The following is a 15,529-nucleotide window of genomic DNA, read 5'->3' as shown; positions in this document are numbered from 1 at the left end:
ATTTCTGGAAAAAGTCATCCCTTGCGCCAGCAATTGACTTTTTTGGAAATTTTAACGAAAACCATTTGTGACGAAAGTAACAATCTGTGGAAATCATTTATTCTAAGTTTTATGCAACACTAGTGATATATTACCTGTTTATTCCAGAATTAATGAAAAAAGATGACGTGATTTTACAATTATAATTATCCATAAAAAACAGGGTATATCTTTAAATGAATAAAGACACACCCTATTTATGATTTATTGATAATTTGCGAAATTGTAATAGTAATTATCGATTAAGAATCGAGGTCTTTGAACTGGATTGTGCTGGCATAATTCCGTATCTGTTTTTATATAACTGGATAGCGGCCACACCAATCAGTACAACAATCCCAGCGATGGCAATCCACTGAAACAACGTAAAGTCTCCCTGGTAACCTTCCGGATCAAAGAGGTTATAGTAAATACCGAAGTATCCCCAAGCTACCGGCAGTGGAAAAACGGCATTTTTTAAATTAAACGTAACCAGTGAAGTAAGTATAACAGCAACGATAAGAATGGCAATTGTCCAAACTTCATCGGATAGTCCAAAACCATCCCACTCAATCTGTACCAACCAAGTTGCAATATTAACAACTGTTGCAATAAAGAGCCAGCCTCCATATAGACCGAATGTTATTGGCAACAGCCACCGTTTTCTACTGTGAATGGTCCCAAGCTGTTTGATAATTAAAACCACCGCAATGAGAAAAACAAAGATGAACAGCGTTGACAAGCCTATCAGTAAATAAGAAAAAGTCACTATCCATGTGATGTTCAATAAACAGGTCGCCCAAAACAAATAGCTGATTTTATGAATGGCTTTTTCAAAATAAGGCGATTGGTGCTTGATAATCATCACGATCAGTGATAGAAACAACAGTGTATAAATGACACTCCAAATACTAAACGCAAAAGAATCTGGCGTAATGAGTGTCGCATACATATCCGATATTTCACCTTGCGACAGATCATTAATGACCCCCATTGACCCCAGAGCATTCACAACCAGTGTCAGCACAAGTAGCCCCAGATTAATCCATGACTTAGTTTTTGCATTCATTCTCATACCCTCCTTCTATTATCATGACTGCACATCATATAGGAATAAATGAATACGACATAAGCAGTTATTTTATTTATTGTAACAAAGTCAAAGACACAAAGCTTCCAATAAGTAATGGATTCTGTTGAACTGAATGCAGGAATAAGTAGCCTGGTAGGCAAAAAAAGACCAGCAATTAAATGCTGGCCCAAGCTTCACGCAATTCAGATAGTAAGTTTCTTGTTTCCGCTAATTTTTCAGTATCTTTTTTTAAATTAGCCTGGATTAATTGGTTCAAGATATATGAATACAGCGTCTGGAGCTCACTGGCAATCGCATTCTCACCGTTCTGATGGTTCAAAGATACCATCAGCTCCGTCACAATATCCTGAGCTTTCAAAATATTTCTGTTCGCTTTTGTCATATCATTTTTTTCAATAGCCAGCTCAGCCAAACGAATAAATTTAACTGCTCCCTCATAAAGTAAGACAACTAACTGTTTAGGTGACGCCGTTTCAACCTGATTCTTTTTATAAACTTTAGAAGCGGATGTATAACTCATCATGTAGTCCTTTCTCACACATCACGGTCAACAAAAAGTGATGTTTCCTTATCCATATAGTGACTGACAACTTTGTTTTTCTGATTCATCTGTTTCATTTGACCTTCAACTTTTTTGGACTCTTTTTGTAAAATTGCAATTAGACGTTTCTGGATGGAAATGACCTGTTCAACCAGCCAGCGGTTCGATTTTGCGAAATCTTCACGTTCCTCACTGGATAACTGCTCATCAATCTTTCCAATCTCCTGAATCGTTTCCTGATTCTGGTCAATAATCTCCTGAGCACTCTCTGCGCTCTGATCCCAGTTAACTAAACGGTCCAGCATGTCCAGAAAGTGTTCTTTCTTTTCTTTAAGTAAAACTCTATTATCTATCATCATAAGGTAAGCCTCCTTATTACCCTTGGTTCATACCCAACTGACTGAACATGAAGTCCATCTGAGACTCCGCCTGCATCATCGCTGTATCCAGTGCGGAAAACTGCCTGATATACCGGTCTTTGCGCATTTCCAAACGTTCCTCAAAGCGCTCAATACGCTGATTCACATCACGAATCATACGGTCGTAAGTGTCACGGCGGGTTTTAATGATGCCGTTTGAACTTGAGATGTACTGGTTAACAAAAGAACGCATATCGCGTGAGAATCCTTTTGTAACTGTTGTATCAACACCTTCTGGATCAGTTACTCTCGTTGAAGATGAGAAGAAATCTTTTACTTCACCCGGATTATTTCTAATCTGAGTGTCCAGTTTAGTACGGTCAAATGAAGCTGTTCCGTTTCGGTCTACCGATACCCCTAATTCTTGAAGGCCTTTAATCGTAGTCCCATGAGCTTCGGTACTGGTCATCATTGAACGCAGACTTGACTGAAGACGCATCAATGTACCGTCTCCTACTAAAGTACCCGTTTGATTATCTGAAGCCGATGGATCCCCAACACTCAACTGAGACGTTATAAAGTTTTGAGTAGAATTATACTGCTCGACAAACTTTTGAAGGGTTTCAGCTGCCTTATCCAGATTCTCCGTTACTGAAACAATAGTAGACTCATTGCCATTATGAACGTTCGTTAAGTTAATAGTGACCCCATCAATGACATCATCAATTGAATTCGTAGCTCGATCATTAATTACAATACCATCGATAGAAAACTTACTATTCTGTCCTTTAACTGCTTCAATACCAGCTAAACCTAAATCACTCGCAATCTCTCCTTCAATGTTAATATCTTTCTCACCATATTCAGTATGAGTAAGAACGAGACGATTATCAACGATATTAGAACGGACACCTGTTTCAACTGATGAACTGTTTATCTTCTCACTAATTGAACGCAAGCTGTCTGTTTCTGACACATCAATTTCAACTGAGTTAATATTTAATTTACCAGAAAAACCTAACTCTGTACGAATATCTCCATCGATTTCAACGCGGTCACCTGTCAGTCTAGTCTGAGTAGCCAGTTGTTCAACCTGAACACGGTAGTTCCCCGTTGCAGCTGATGTTGAAGCTGTTACCTTTAGGTTTTCCGGCCCGGTCATATTGACAGACTTAGAATTAAAGGTATCTGGTTTCTGCAAATCTTCCAGGCGTTTATGTAAAGAATCCAAACGGGTATTCATGTCTTTCCAGGCATTCTGAGACTTCGTGTACTTTTCTTTCTGCTGGGTAAAGCGGACACCTTTAGCGGCTTCCGCTTCCATAATTTTATCAATCATGCTCATATCAATTCCTGAAAAAGCACCCATCATACGTAAATCGCTCATGTAATCACTCCATTCTATCTACTGCTATCCCCGACCATTGCCAGATACCGGCAATAACGTCCAGCATCTTCTCGGGCGGTATTTCTCTAAGTACTTCTTTTGAATCTTTTTCCACTACCTGAACCAGAGTCCGACCGGTCCCTTCATGCACTTTAAAGGTTAACTGAGCATTCACCCGCTGCAGAACACTTTGGGCTTCATCCGCGAGTTTTTGAACCTGATCCTTGGACGGTTCATACTGCACGCGGTCAAATGAAGTTTCAATCCCTTCAACTGCTTTAATAGGTTCAACTAGACGGTCTCCCGAATAGGATACCCCATTTCGATTTGAATGTAAAACTCGGTCAATCGTTTTTAATGCATCAATAGACTCCACACGCTGACTCATCTCATCCAGCTCCTCTAGTTAAGTAATAAATTAAACATTCACTATGTAAAACAAAACCGAAGCAACAACCCACCGCTTCGGTTCTGTCTGATTTAAAACAAATTTTCCAATTCTGGAAATTATCCCAATAATTGTAGTACGCCCTGAGGCATTTGGTTAGCTTGCGCAAGCATAGCTGTAGACGCTTGAGAAAGAATGTTGTTCTTAGTGAATTCCATCATTTCTTCAGCCATATCAACGTCACGGATACGTGAGTTTGCTTCAGCTAAGTTTTCACGAGTTGTAGTTAGGTTATTTACAGTATGTTCGAGACGGTTTTGAGTTGCTCCTAATTCCGCTCTTTGTGAAGATACTGACTCTATTGCTGAATCTATATTGTTAATAATTGTGTCAAAGTCATAAGAAAGCTCAGCAGTAGGTAAATCATTAATATCATCTAAAACATTCTGTGCTACAATATCTCCTTGATTAAATAAATTAGGATCGCTTGACTCAGTATCAGGAACGTCATTACTATAAACCCAGTTATCGCCATTCCATTCAATATCGTGACCTGCACCAGTTTGAGCATTTGCATCAGATGGAATTTCTGAGGTCCCTGTTAGAGAAAGATTGTCTACACCTAAAGTATCTGATTTCATACTATTAATCGATAAATCTAAATGTTCATTTGCATTTGCACCAATTTGAAATTTGAAACTTGCTCCACCATTAAGTAATTCTTGTTTATTAAATTTAGTAGTGTCTGCAATTCGATCAACTTCCAAGACTAATGAATCTAGTTCTTCTTGCAAAGCTTGGCGATCTTCAGTGGTATTTGTATCATTAGCCGCTTGAACAGTTAGATCTCGCATACGATTTAAGATAGAATGTGTTTCATTTAATGCACCCTCAGCAGTTTGAATTAATGAAATACCATCTTGTGCATTACGAGTTGCCTGTTTTAAACCTGAAATCTGGTTACGCATTTTTTCAGAAATGGAAAGTCCTGCAGCATCGTCCCCTGCTTTGTTGATTCTCAGACCTGATGATAATTTAGCAAATGAATTACTTTGACTCCGTTGAGCTGAATTCAAACGTGAGTATGTATTCATAGCTGCCGTGTTAGTATTAATACGCATAATTTTTTTCCTCCATTTATGTTTGTTTTTAAGGCTCATCGCCTTCTACACTTACTATCGGAAGTACACAAATATTGTTAAGTCTTTTTTTGATGTTTTTATAAAAAACAACCAAAGTACTATACCTTGGTCGTTTTCAGATTACCTTACATAATCCATTATATTCGTCTGTAAAATACGAGTGCCCATATTCATAGATGCCTGATAAGCAACCATTTCCATAGAGTAGTGCATATAGGTTTCAGCTAAATCAATGTCCTGATTAGTTGACAGAGTGGTTTCTAAGTTCAGGTACTCTGTCTCGTTACGGTCTCTGGCTGCCGAGAGGCGATTATGAATGGCACCGATGTTGGTTCTCAAATTAACGGTGTTATCCATAGTCTTTTCGATTTTCTTGAGAATGTTTCCACCCAAAGCTTCAGTATCATTATTATCCAAAGCTGTAAACAGTTCATTAAACACATCGCTCATATTTCCTGCATCCCCGGCTTGTTCAAACAGTCGATTACCATCCGTCTGCAAGTCCACTGTAACCCCTCGAGCAATTTCTTTCAACACGTTACCGCTGATATTTTCGCCAGATCCAGAGTATTCAATTGAAAAGTTACCGTCTTCTCTGTTAATAGAAAAGGGTTTTTCAGTACTCTTTTGACCACCGAAAATGTACCGGCCCCCAAAACTCGTATTCAGTGAGTCCAGCATCGATTCCACTTCATTTTCAATCTCTGTCTTGATGGCTTGGCGGTCCTGGGAATTATAAGTTCCGTTTGCGGCCTGCTGGGTTAAAGAAGAAATACGCTGGAGTGAGTTTGTGGCATTGGCTAAAGCTGCGTCCTGTACATTCGTGAAATCAATGGAATCATTGATGGTTGTCTTGTACTGGGCATTCTGCTTTAGTTCATTTTTTAAGTCCAAGATTTTGGAAACTTTCAACGGATCATCACTGGGACGGTTGACTTGTTTCAGTGATGACAACTGTTCCTGATATTTGAAAACATTATTTGAATTTTTATTTAAGTTTGATAAAAAGCTTTGAGACATTAAGGAGTTCGTTATTCTCATGGTTATACCCCTGTTCTATTAATTAATGTATCGAGCATGTCCGAAATCGTTTGAAGTACGCGTGAATTGGCCTGGAAAGCACTGGAATATTTAATCATATCCACCACTTCTTCGTTAATATCGACACCGGATATCGATTCACGGCGCTGAGTCAAGAGCTGCATCAAGGCATTTTGCGTCTCCAGCATATTGTCTTCCTGCTGCTTGACGATACCCATCTCCGTTACCATGCTGTTGTATCGACTGAATAAAGTAGAGCTTGGGCCGTTTCCTTCAATTTTCATGGAGCCGTCTTCGCTCAACTGCCAGCTGTCTGAATCCAGTGACAAGGCTTGATTTTGTAAGGAAGCAATAGCTTGTGCACGTGAGCCGTCACCAGAGTACTCATTTTCAAGCGAGGCGCCTGATACGACATTCTCTGGATTCTTCCTTAACACTTCGGTTACTCGAATGGTGGAAGACGCATTTTCTTCATTGATAGCGAAGAATGGCTCTCCTTCTCCCTCATTGCTATGAATGAGGTTCACGGCTTTAGCAAAGTTCAGTGCAAAGCCATCCAGTTGCGTTTGAGAGTCACTGATTACTTCTAACGCCTCTTGAGTTCCTCTAATTGTTCCAGTTTTAGTATTGATTAGTGTCACTTCTTCGCTGTCTGCTGATTTCATAACCAGACTACCTAACTTGATATCTGAACCTTCAGGTACCATGACTCGTTCACCATTAGCGAGGAATAACTCTCCATTTTCATTGGTATCAGTAATAACGGCTAGTTCCTGACGCGAGTTACTATTTAAAAGTGTTTGACCATCAGCTTTTATGGATACTCGGTTAAACTGATCGCGTTCAACAGAAATGTCAACTTTACCGGCGATATCTGACATCAATCGGTCCTGGTGATCAAGTAAGTCATTGGGTGTATAACCTCTAACAGATGCCTGCCAGATTTGGTGGTTCAATTTATCCAGTTGTTCAAGAGTAGAATTGACATCCAACGCTGCTTTGTCGAGTTCGTTCAGTGTATCATTATGTAAACTATCCATGGAGTTTGCCATGTGATGAATGGTATCCGTAAATGTTTCCGTTGTTTGAACCAGCATAGTTCGGGCTGAAGATTGTTCGGGATTTGAAGCTAAGTAGTTCCAGGCGTTGAATACTTCAGAAATCTGATTCGCCAGTCCGGTATCAGATGGTTCATTGAAGACTGCTTCTAGCTGGCCCACAATATCAGATAATGATTCGTGCCGTTTCGTTGTTGAATGAGCATCTCTCAGCTGAGTTGTTACATACTCATCACTCACGCGGTCAATGTTTCCAACTCTCACACCCGTTCCAATTTGACCAACGCCTGCGACGCTTTGTGCAAAGTCAGCCTGCATCGTTACGCGTTGTCTCGTATAACCGGATGTGTTCGCGTTAGCGACGTTATGCCCGATAGTTTGAAGAGCTGTCTGCTGGGCGTTCAAGCCTTTTGTTGCTGTATTTAAAGTTCCAAATAATCCAGTCATGTGTTGTGCTCCTTAAAGTGATTGATCTAACAACGTACTCTTTTTCGTCTGGTCAAATGTGCCTTTTTTCGAGTATGTATTGTTTTGTTTCGCTGCCTTTTTAATGTGTTCCAGCATCGTTTCTGTGTAACGCATGGACTGCTCAGTCAGCATCAGGTTCGTCTCCTGCAAGGACTTAATCTCACGCGAAAGAACGCTGAGCTTGTCCATCTCAACGTTTTCGTCACTGAACGCAGATAAGGTCACCATGATGTCTTCTTTTTCTTGAATAATTTCCGGTAGTTTAGCTCCATCGTTTTCAATCAGAACCGTTTTTTCTTTTAATAGTACAGCTTTTAACTGTTCTAAATAATTAAGTACTTGTTCAGTTTTGTTCATCGGGATTAAAGCTCCTTCTGTTCCTGCAGCGACTTAACGAGTCCTTCTGTAATCTTACTCAGATCCACTTCGTACTCACCATTTTGAATGGCTTGTTTGATGGAATTCACTCGTTCTGAGAATTGGGCTTTATCCGCATCCAGTAAAGCCTGAGCTTCTTTAGAAATACTGACCTGAACAGCTTCTTTAGGCTGGGACTTGACAGATTCCTGTGTGACTTCTTTTTTAGACTGTTTAGATTGATTTAATGATGATACTACGTTAGTATATTTATTTATTTTCATCGTTCGCACTCTCCTTTAACACTGCACTTTGTATGTCGATAATTTACTAGGTATTTTTTAAAAGTGTCTCTTAATCTTATAATCGGATGAATTTTTCATTCATTAACCCTATATTAAAAATATCAAAAACTAAAACCAGTATACCGAAATAAGCAAAACATTGTAACCCACCTTCAGGTAATAATTGTGAAGGGTTTAGATTATGATGCCATACTTATTGTAGTTGTAGTCGAAGCTTGCGGTGGGCGGCCTCAACTAACTCCATTTAAATAACAGATGGAGTGGATTTTCGGGCACGCAGATAAATCTATTTAACTAATAAGTAATTAATATAAAATTTCTGTTTTCTAATCATTATATTTATCCCACCCGCGTCTCTCCTACAACTTTTTTAATAAGTAAGTAGCGCAGAAATTAATGGAAAAAAGATAACGAAACGAAAAAAAAGAAAGGTATCATTATTGGCGGAAAAAGATGCCTTTGTGTATATCTCTTTGTAGCATTTATAATGCGTACAAAGAGAATAACAAAGCAAGTTCTGAGACCACGGCTTAGAACGGTCTCGCCAATGTTAACTGATGCCATTCGCTTTTTGTAGTGAAGTTATCTCAAACATTATTTCAGTAGTAAAGAGAAATTGCTATGCAATTTTCTCCTTTTATATCTTTCAAGCAACTTCTACAGTTTTTCAAGCACTCACTTGTCACGAATAGGCCTTAATCAGTATAAGTAAGGAGCATTTAAGGTGAAACTTGTCACGATTATCTATATTCGGCACAAGTTTACCTGTTTTTCTCTGTAACTTGTCGTGATTAACCCTAAATCGGTACAAGTTACATCAATTTCTTCTACACTTGCACCGAAAAGGACAGATTTCTATTGATTTATTCTCTGAGCTGCCACTCTCACAAAATTAATACTTTCTAGATCCAATAAAAAAAGCAGGATTTCTCCTGCTTTTCACATTTTCCAAATGTTAGTCTTTATTCAAATGACGCACACGCTGTTCTTTGCTTAAGATATTCGTGATACGGATACCGAAGCTTTCGTTAATAACGACGACTTCACCTTCAGCAATCAATTTACCATTTACATAAATCTCAAGCGGCTCGTCCGTCATCTTGTCCAGCTCTACCACAGATCCCGTACTCAATGATAGGATATCCTTGATTGTTTTCTTGCTTTTTCCTAAAACAACACTGAAATCAAGCGGCACATCCATAATTAAATCTAAATTACGCGGAGACTGCTTTGATTCATTACGGGACAATTCCTGGTATTTCGGTTTCTGAATACTGATTGCATCATTCTCAGCCATAGGGGCCTCCTCAGTTTCACGCGTCTCTTCACGACTGTCTACTTGCTCAACCGTCTCTTCTTCAACCGGCTGAACTTCCACACCTTCACGTCCATGAACAACTTCTGCTTCCTCACCAATCATAATGTCCGTAATTTCCATCACTGTATCAAGCGGTAGAATCTGCATAATCTCACTATCTAAAAGCCCCTCAACACTAAGTCTGAAAGATGTCGTACACACAACGTCTTCCTGATTCGGCATATCAACAGCAGCTTCATCTGCATTTTCCCACTTCTTGACTTCCGGTGGCGAAATATCCACTCGTCGGTTAAACATTGTTGCCATTGCAGTTGAAGCCGAACCAATCATCTGATTCATCGCCTCTGAAACGGCACTCATTTCCAGATCAGTAAATTCTTTGTCTTCTAAGTCTGTTCCATCATTTCCCATCATTAAATCTGCGATAATCACAGCATCGTCTACATCAATCATCAAGACATTATTGCCTACCAGACCTTCTTTAAATGCTATCGTAGTAACAATTTTTGGTATCTCGCTTCTCTCAACAATCTCTCTAATCGTCACACCTTTTACTTTAGGTGTCGTGATTTTAACTTTGCGATTCAATAACTGGGAAAGAGTCGTTGCGGCTTGAGACATGGAAATATTACCGACTTCTCCGATAACATCTTTAACATCCTGACTCAACGGATCTTCCATCTCAGCAGGTTCATCTGATTCAACCGAACCGCCGCTTAACAACGCATCAATTTCTTCCTGAGTTAACTGTTCACTCATCGTCGCTCTCTCCTCCCGTAAATTTTAGTATTTCGACTGCCAGTTTATTGTCAATCATCCCTGGCTTGACTTTAAAATATGGCTTATCTTCAACGAATAACGTCAACGGCTTAGACGTTTTCTCATCCAGCTGAATGATATCGCCTTCGTCCATTTCCAGAAAATCAGATACATCCATCTGAGACTCGCCTAGCTTCACTTCGATTGAAACAGGTACTCTGTCAAGACTACCTGCCAGCTGACCACGTTCAGATGAATCAAACTCTTTTCCAGAATGGAACCAGTTTTTAAAACTGAGTTTATCTAAAATATCTTCAAAAAATATGTATGGTATGCACATATTGATAAATGTTCGCTGCTTCTCTAAGGTCACAGCAAAAGTCACCAGAACAACCGGTTCGTTTGGCGACATCGTCTGAAGCAATTGTGGTTTCGTTTCTGTGTCTTCTAGACTAACTGAAATATCCTTAATATCTTTCCAGGCCGATTCAAACGAACGCAAAAGGGACTGCATCACATCTTCAAGTATTGCCAGTTCGATATCAGTAAAGCTGGCTTTATTGGGCAGCTCTTCAGACGTTACTTCTGTATACCCACATAACAGCTCAACAATCTGCAGGCTGAACTGTGGATTAATCTCCAGAATTTGAAGGCCATTAAGAGGCGCACTCTTAAAAACACCCATCAAAGTAAAGTTAGGTACAGAATGAACAAATTCGTCAAAGGATACCTGCTCGATTGCGGCTATTTTCGCATCCACTGGTTTTTTCAGCTGAGTCGACAGCAGATTAGAAATGAGTTTGGAAAAATCTTCAAAGACCATCGTGATAGTTGATAAATATTCCTTCGAAAGACGAACAGGTCGTTTAAAGTCATAGGTTTTAACTTTTGGACCTGTCATCTCTTCCGACATTTCCTCTGTATCGATTTCCCCGCTGTCCATAGCTACCAGCAGCGCATCAATTTCTTGTTGGGATAAGACTTGTTGGCTCACGCTACTTCCTCTTTCTCTTTCAGAATAGAATCCAATTGAATAATTGTGATCATTTCATCGTAAGCAGAAATATAGCCGATTACACTCTCATCCTCTTCGTCTATCTCTTTATGTATGTCGTCATCTAAAATATCAATGACGCCGAGAACCTTACCGACCATGAGTGCAATTGGATTTTCTTCTGCATTTACAATGACGGTGTTATTGTACCACACTTTATCAGTTGAACTAGACCCATTTAAGAGAACCTCCATGTCAACCAGTGTCATAATCTGACCTCTCAGGTTAACTAACCCCTGAGTCCAGGACGGACCTTGGGGGATGACTGTCTCCTCTAAAGGTCGTGTAATTTCTTCTATAGACTCCGTCGTGAAGCCGTAAAATTGATGTTTCAGTTTAAAAACAATAATTTGCATGCCGTGATTCCCCCTCGGTTGTGCTGTTTAGTTTCTGTTCTGTGACAACTTTTCGAAACTTGCATATTTACTCAATAAAAAGGTGAAAATTATTAATTGAGTGCTTTATCAAGTGCCTTAATCACTCGTTCAGTATCAAACGGTTTAACGATGAAGTCCATAGCCCCTGCTCTGATAGCATCCATAACCATTGTCTGCTGGCCCATAGCTGAACACATCAGGACAATAGCATTTTTATCCATTGCTTTAATCTCTTTCAGTGCTTCAACACCATCTTTTTCCGGCATAGTAATGTCCATTGTGACAACATCCGGTTCAACTTCCTTGTACTTCTCAATGGCTTCGTTTCCGTTTTGAGCTTCTCCGGCAACTTCATAACCATTTTTTTCCAAAATATCCTTCAATTTGATACGCATAAATGCAGCATCGTCAACAATTAATACTCGTTTACTCATTTTCTATTCCTCCTGTTAAACTCCTAATTGATGTAATAGTAATTCCAGTGCTTCTGGTTTGGGAACAAAATACAGACTGCCTTCAATTTTATGGCCTTTACTGTAAAAATTGTTTTTTATTATGAACAATTCATTACTGTACTGTTCCTGCTGCATATAGACACTGGACAAAATCGATCCAAATAAATCAGTTGTTATCTGAGGCAAAGCAGCAATTAACGGTTTATTGATAAGGGACATGACGGCCTGTAGAAAGGACTGGACAAGAATATTGCTCAGCTCTTTTATCGAGGAGTCTATCAATTCGTCTGAAAACTGCTGGTGTTCTGGTAATAGAAGCTGGGCTAATTTCTCCGCTTCTTCCGGTTGAATCACGAACAAGAAGACACCGTATTGCCGACCAAGCAGCTCAGACAAAACAACCTTTACAATTGTATCATCTGATTGAACGTTTGCATACACTTCTTCGTAGGTTAATAATTCAACAAAAGGCACATCCATATCAATCGGGCGCCCAATCAGTTTAGCTAAACTGGTAGCTGCATGTCCTCCACCAATATTGACAACTTCCTGCAATGCATCATAACGAAGCAGGCTATGATCTTTACTCACGTCTTTGCCCCTTCTTTCGTGTACAAATTGACGTAACATCTAGAATCAGACTAATGCTGCCGTCACCAAGAATAGTTGCTCCTAAAAAGTTCGAAACGGAGTTCAGCTCAGTACCAAGTTTTTTGATGACTATTTCTTTCTGGTGAACCAGTTCGTCAACAATCAGCGCGTAGCGGTTCTGCCCAATTAAAACGATAATGACGTGTTTTTGAGCATCATTAGAATCATTCAAATCCAGCGCGTCACACAGTCTAATGACCGGAATGGTTTGACCTTCAAAACTGTACACTTCTTTTTGATGAACCGAACGAATATCAGCTGCATCATACGTTCTTATTTTATCGATTACAGCCTGGGGTATTGCAAAGGTTTCCTCACTGACTTTAACCAGTAATGACTGAATTATTGACAAGGTAAGCGGTAGAGTTATAGTGAACGTCGTACCTTTACCTACTTCACTGACAGTTTCAATTTTTCCATTCAATGCAGAAATTTTTTCTTTAACGGCATCCATTCCAACCCCACGTCCGGATATACCGGTTACTTCCTGTGCGGTTGAAAAGCCAGGATGGAAAATGAGCTGCTGAATCTCTTCATCAGACATGCCAACTGTTGAAATGCCTTTTTTCTCAGCACTCTTTTCAATCAATCTCGGATCCAAGCCTTTGCCGTCGTCCATGAGTGTAACGATGACACGGTTTCCTTCTGGATAAGCCGACAGTTTAATGGTTCCTGCTCTCGGTTTTCCTGCTTTTTCACGATCGTCGGGACTTTCTATCCCGTGGTCCGCAGCATTTCTCAAAAGATGAATCAGAGGCTCTCCGATTTCTGAAATAACGGTTCGATCCAGTTCTGTCTCTTCACCTTCAGTTAAAAACTGGATATCTTTACCCAATTCATTCGTCAAATCACGCATCATACGTGGGAAACGCTGAACAACCACACTGAAGGGTTGCATGCGCAGCTGTAGGACCAGCTCCTGGAGTTCAGTTGTAATGCGGCCTACCTGAGTCAACGGTTCTCCCAGTTCAGCCAGCTGATTTTTCTCAGATACATCTTCTAGACGGGTCCGGTGAATAACCAGCTCAGATACCAAGTTCATAAACTGATCAAGACGAGACAAATCAACACGAATGGTCTGTTTGGCTGCCGGGCGTTTTTTAACAGCTTGACTACTTTCTTGAACAGCTTCGGCCTTGTCAGTTGCTTCAACCGTATCAGTGACTGGCTGTTCTTCCGATACCATTGTTTGCTTTTGCAGTTTATCGAGTGTCAGCTGAGTTAGGTAAACCTCTTCAATTTCACTGACCCCTTCAACATGGCTAGTGATTGTCTCTTCCGATTCTTTCGAAAGCAGATACAAGGTAAAGGTTTCTTCTACCTCTCCCTGCTCCATTGTCTGGGCATCGGGATTCATCTGGAGAATATCTCCAACCTGTTCTAGCTTGTTTATAAACATAAACGCACGGGCTGCTTTCATCATGCTTTCTTCTTCAACACGCACGCCTACTGAATACAAGGTATAGCCACTTGATTCAGCAGACTCTATAACTGTATAGTCACTTTCTTCCAATTGCGGGTAGGTAAAGTCGGACTGCTTAGAGTCAGCCTCATCCTCCGCTTGTTGTGCTGATTGATTTAACTCGCCAGCCTGCTCCAGTTTCTTAATTAATTGGGCTATATCAAGCGACTCATCCTCCTCTTCCCGCAGACTTTCCACCAGTTGGGTCAGGGCGTCAAGAGACTCGAATATTAACGAAACTAATGGCGTCGTAACAGTCAGCTGGTTATTTTTCACCAGTTCGAATAGATTCTCAACGGCGTGAGTCAAGGTAGCCATCTTCTCATACCCCATTGTCGCAGCCATACCTTTAAGCGTATGCGCTGCTCTGAAAATGGCATCAATGATTTGCTTGTCTTCCGGGTTCTGCTCGAGCTGCAGTACTTCCTGATTTAATATGGCTAAATTTTCATCGGTTTCTTCAAAAAATAAATCGCGGTATATACTATTGTCCTCCACAATAGACCTCCTTTCGCATTAAACGAATTTCTCGTAGATAAATGAGGATACTTTCTTCAAGCCGTACTGTTCTGGCTGATAAATGGTTTCCGTAGCTCCTGTAAAGAGTAGGCCACCTGTGACAAGCGCTTCGCTCATCCGGCGGTAAATATCTTCCTTGACTTCATTTTTGAAATAAATCGTTACATTTCGACAGACAATCACGTGCAGACCCGATTCAAAAGAATCAAGCACGAGGTCATGTTTTTTAAACTGAACCATTTCCTTTATGCGGCTATCTAGAACATACTGTCCATCAATTTCAGCAAAGTAATGAGAACGATCAAGTAATGATACGTTTTTTAGTTCGTTATCTTTATATTTACCTTCTTTCGCTTTAGTCAAAATGGTTTCGTCAATATCCGTAGCGATGATGGACTGTTTCAGTGGCAAATCGTGCCTGTCAACAATCATCGCCAGCGAATAAGGCTCTGCGCCAATAGAACAGGCAGCACTCCAGATGGATATCGCATCGAATTTCTTTGATAAATCTGTAATAAGTAGTTCTTCAAACTTTTCAAATAAATCTTTGTTACGGAAAAACTCCGTTACATTAATGGTAATGTAATCCAGAAACTGCTTCTTAATCGTTTCGTCCTGATGAATGAGAATAGAATAGTCTTCTAAAGTGAGGGCGCCAGATTGTCGCATGACCGTTTGAATGCGTCTGTTCAACTGCTTTTCTTTGTAGGCATCCAATCGAATGTTCAAGTTAGCCTGGACCCAGTTATAAAAATAATCATAATTTAACGTTGTCAT

At 40.0% G+C, this 15,529-nt stretch carries 17 protein-coding genes; all 17 read right to left on the bottom strand.

Annotated elements, in window-relative coordinates; genetic code table 11:
• Positions 1-274: 274 nt before the first annotated feature.
• On the bottom strand, positions 275-1,087 hold the full coding sequence (locus ACYVLS_RS07110; protein WP_460322959.1) for a TspO/MBR family protein: 813 nt from the start codon (positions 1,085-1,087) through the stop codon (positions 275-277).
• 178 nt (positions 1,088-1,265) lie between these two features.
• Entirely contained in the window at positions 1,266-1,631 is a 366-nt protein-coding gene (gene fliS / locus ACYVLS_RS07105; protein ID WP_460322956.1) for a flagellar export chaperone FliS, read from the bottom strand.
• Between the two features lie 14 nt (positions 1,632-1,645).
• The gene (locus tag ACYVLS_RS07100; protein ID WP_460322953.1) at positions 1,646-2,011 is read right to left on the bottom strand and encodes a hypothetical protein; all 366 of its coding nucleotides are present in this window, start codon (positions 2,009-2,011) and stop codon (positions 1,646-1,648) included.
• A gap of 16 nt (positions 2,012-2,027) precedes the next feature.
• Positions 2,028-3,398, bottom strand: coding sequence for a flagellar filament capping protein FliD (gene fliD / locus ACYVLS_RS07095; RefSeq protein ID WP_460322950.1), 1,371 nt, complete (start codon positions 3,396-3,398; stop codon positions 2,028-2,030).
• 4 nt (positions 3,399-3,402) lie between these two features.
• Positions 3,403-3,786, bottom strand: a complete 384-nt coding sequence (locus ACYVLS_RS07090; RefSeq protein WP_460322948.1) for a flagellar protein FlaG — start codon at positions 3,784-3,786, stop codon at positions 3,403-3,405.
• A gap of 119 nt (positions 3,787-3,905) precedes the next feature.
• A complete protein-coding gene (locus tag ACYVLS_RS07085) occupies positions 3,906-4,907 on the bottom strand; it encodes a flagellin N-terminal helical domain-containing protein (protein WP_460322945.1) in 1,002 nt (333 codons plus the stop codon).
• A gap of 141 nt (positions 4,908-5,048) precedes the next feature.
• A complete protein-coding gene (gene flgL, locus ACYVLS_RS07080; protein WP_460322943.1) occupies positions 5,049-5,969 on the bottom strand; it encodes a flagellar hook-associated protein FlgL in 921 nt (306 codons plus the stop codon).
• Positions 5,970-5,971: 2 nt separating this feature from the next.
• The gene (gene flgK / locus ACYVLS_RS07075) at positions 5,972-7,474 is read right to left on the bottom strand and encodes a flagellar hook-associated protein FlgK (protein WP_460322941.1); all 1,503 of its coding nucleotides are present in this window, start codon (positions 7,472-7,474) and stop codon (positions 5,972-5,974) included.
• Between the two features lie 12 nt (positions 7,475-7,486).
• Positions 7,487-7,852 carry a hypothetical protein gene (locus ACYVLS_RS07070; protein WP_460322939.1) on the bottom strand — a complete coding sequence of 122 codons (366 nt, stop codon included), beginning with the start codon at positions 7,850-7,852 and terminating at the stop codon, positions 7,487-7,489.
• Between the two features lie 5 nt (positions 7,853-7,857).
• Positions 7,858-8,136: a flagellar biosynthesis anti-sigma factor FlgM gene (flgM, locus tag ACYVLS_RS07065; protein WP_460322937.1), complete on the bottom strand. Its 279-nt coding sequence runs from the start codon at positions 8,134-8,136 to the stop codon at positions 7,858-7,860.
• Between the two features lie 976 nt (positions 8,137-9,112).
• Positions 9,113-10,234, bottom strand: coding sequence for a flagellar motor switch phosphatase FliY (gene fliY, locus ACYVLS_RS07060; protein WP_460322934.1), 1,122 nt, complete (start codon positions 10,232-10,234; stop codon positions 9,113-9,115).
• A complete protein-coding gene (gene fliM / locus ACYVLS_RS07055; RefSeq protein ID WP_460322931.1) occupies positions 10,227-11,228 on the bottom strand; it encodes a flagellar motor switch protein FliM in 1,002 nt (333 codons plus the stop codon). Before fliM ends, fliY begins: the two co-directional genes overlap by 8 nt.
• Positions 11,225-11,644 carry a chemotaxis protein CheW gene (locus tag ACYVLS_RS07050; protein ID WP_460322929.1) on the bottom strand — a complete coding sequence of 140 codons (420 nt, stop codon included), beginning with the start codon at positions 11,642-11,644 and terminating at the stop codon, positions 11,225-11,227. The genes fliM and ACYVLS_RS07050 overlap by 4 nt, the downstream gene beginning before the upstream one ends.
• Before the next feature lie 92 nt (positions 11,645-11,736).
• On the bottom strand, positions 11,737-12,099 hold the full coding sequence (locus tag ACYVLS_RS07045) for a response regulator (protein WP_460322926.1): 363 nt from the start codon (positions 12,097-12,099) through the stop codon (positions 11,737-11,739).
• A gap of 15 nt (positions 12,100-12,114) precedes the next feature.
• Positions 12,115-12,711, bottom strand: coding sequence for a chemotaxis protein CheC (locus tag ACYVLS_RS07040; RefSeq protein ID WP_460322924.1), 597 nt, complete (start codon positions 12,709-12,711; stop codon positions 12,115-12,117).
• Positions 12,704-14,731 (bottom strand): chemotaxis protein CheW, encoded by a 2,028-nt coding sequence (locus tag ACYVLS_RS07035; protein ID WP_460322922.1) that lies wholly within the window; start codon positions 14,729-14,731, stop codon positions 12,704-12,706. Before ACYVLS_RS07035 ends, ACYVLS_RS07040 begins: the two co-directional genes overlap by 8 nt.
• Positions 14,732-14,749: 18 nt before the next feature.
• Positions 14,750-15,529, bottom strand: a complete 780-nt coding sequence (locus ACYVLS_RS07030) for a CheR family methyltransferase (RefSeq protein WP_460322919.1) — start codon at positions 15,527-15,529, stop codon at positions 14,750-14,752.

It is taken from the genome of Alkalibacterium psychrotolerans (assembly GCF_054784355.1).
The sequence above is the reverse complement of the archived record's forward strand: the minus strand, read 5'-3'. Positions and strand labels throughout refer to the sequence as shown.

Bases quoted from the DNA above. Each gene is read 5' to 3' on its own strand.
- ACYVLS_RS07110 (WP_460322959.1), bottom strand. From the start codon at position 1,087: ATGAATGCAAAAACTAAGTCATGGATTAATCTGGGGCTACTTGTGCTG.
- fliS (WP_460322956.1), bottom strand. From the start codon at position 1,631: ATGAGTTATACATCCGCTTCTAAAGTTTATAAAAAGAATCAGGTTGAA.
- ACYVLS_RS07100 (WP_460322953.1), bottom strand. From the start codon at position 2,011: ATGATGATAGATAATAGAGTTTTACTTAAAGAAAAGAAAGAACACTTT.
- fliD (WP_460322950.1), bottom strand. From the start codon at position 3,398: ATGAGCGATTTACGTATGATGGGTGCTTTTTCAGGAATTGATATGAGC.
- ACYVLS_RS07090 (WP_460322948.1), bottom strand. From the start codon at position 3,786: ATGAGTCAGCGTGTGGAGTCTATTGATGCATTAAAAACGATTGACCGA.
- ACYVLS_RS07085 (WP_460322945.1), bottom strand. From the start codon at position 4,907: ATGCGTATTAATACTAACACGGCAGCTATGAATACATACTCACGTTTG.
- flgL (WP_460322943.1), bottom strand. From the start codon at position 5,969: ATGAGAATAACGAACTCCTTAATGTCTCAAAGCTTTTTATCAAACTTA.
- flgK (WP_460322941.1), bottom strand. From the start codon at position 7,474: ATGACTGGATTATTTGGAACTTTAAATACAGCAACAAAAGGCTTGAAC.
- ACYVLS_RS07070 (WP_460322939.1), bottom strand. From the start codon at position 7,852: ATGAACAAAACTGAACAAGTACTTAATTATTTAGAACAGTTAAAAGCT.
- flgM (WP_460322937.1), bottom strand. From the start codon at position 8,136: ATGAAAATAAATAAATATACTAACGTAGTATCATCATTAAATCAATCT.
- fliY (WP_460322934.1), bottom strand. From the start codon at position 10,234: ATGAGTGAACAGTTAACTCAGGAAGAAATTGATGCGTTGTTAAGCGGC.
- ACYVLS_RS07050 (WP_460322929.1), bottom strand. From the start codon at position 11,644: ATGCAAATTATTGTTTTTAAACTGAAACATCAATTTTACGGCTTCACG.
- ACYVLS_RS07045 (WP_460322926.1), bottom strand. From the start codon at position 12,099: ATGAGTAAACGAGTATTAATTGTTGACGATGCTGCATTTATGCGTATC.
- ACYVLS_RS07030 (WP_460322919.1), bottom strand. From the start codon at position 15,529: ATGACAACGTTAAATTATGATTATTTTTATAACTGGGTCCAGGCTAAC.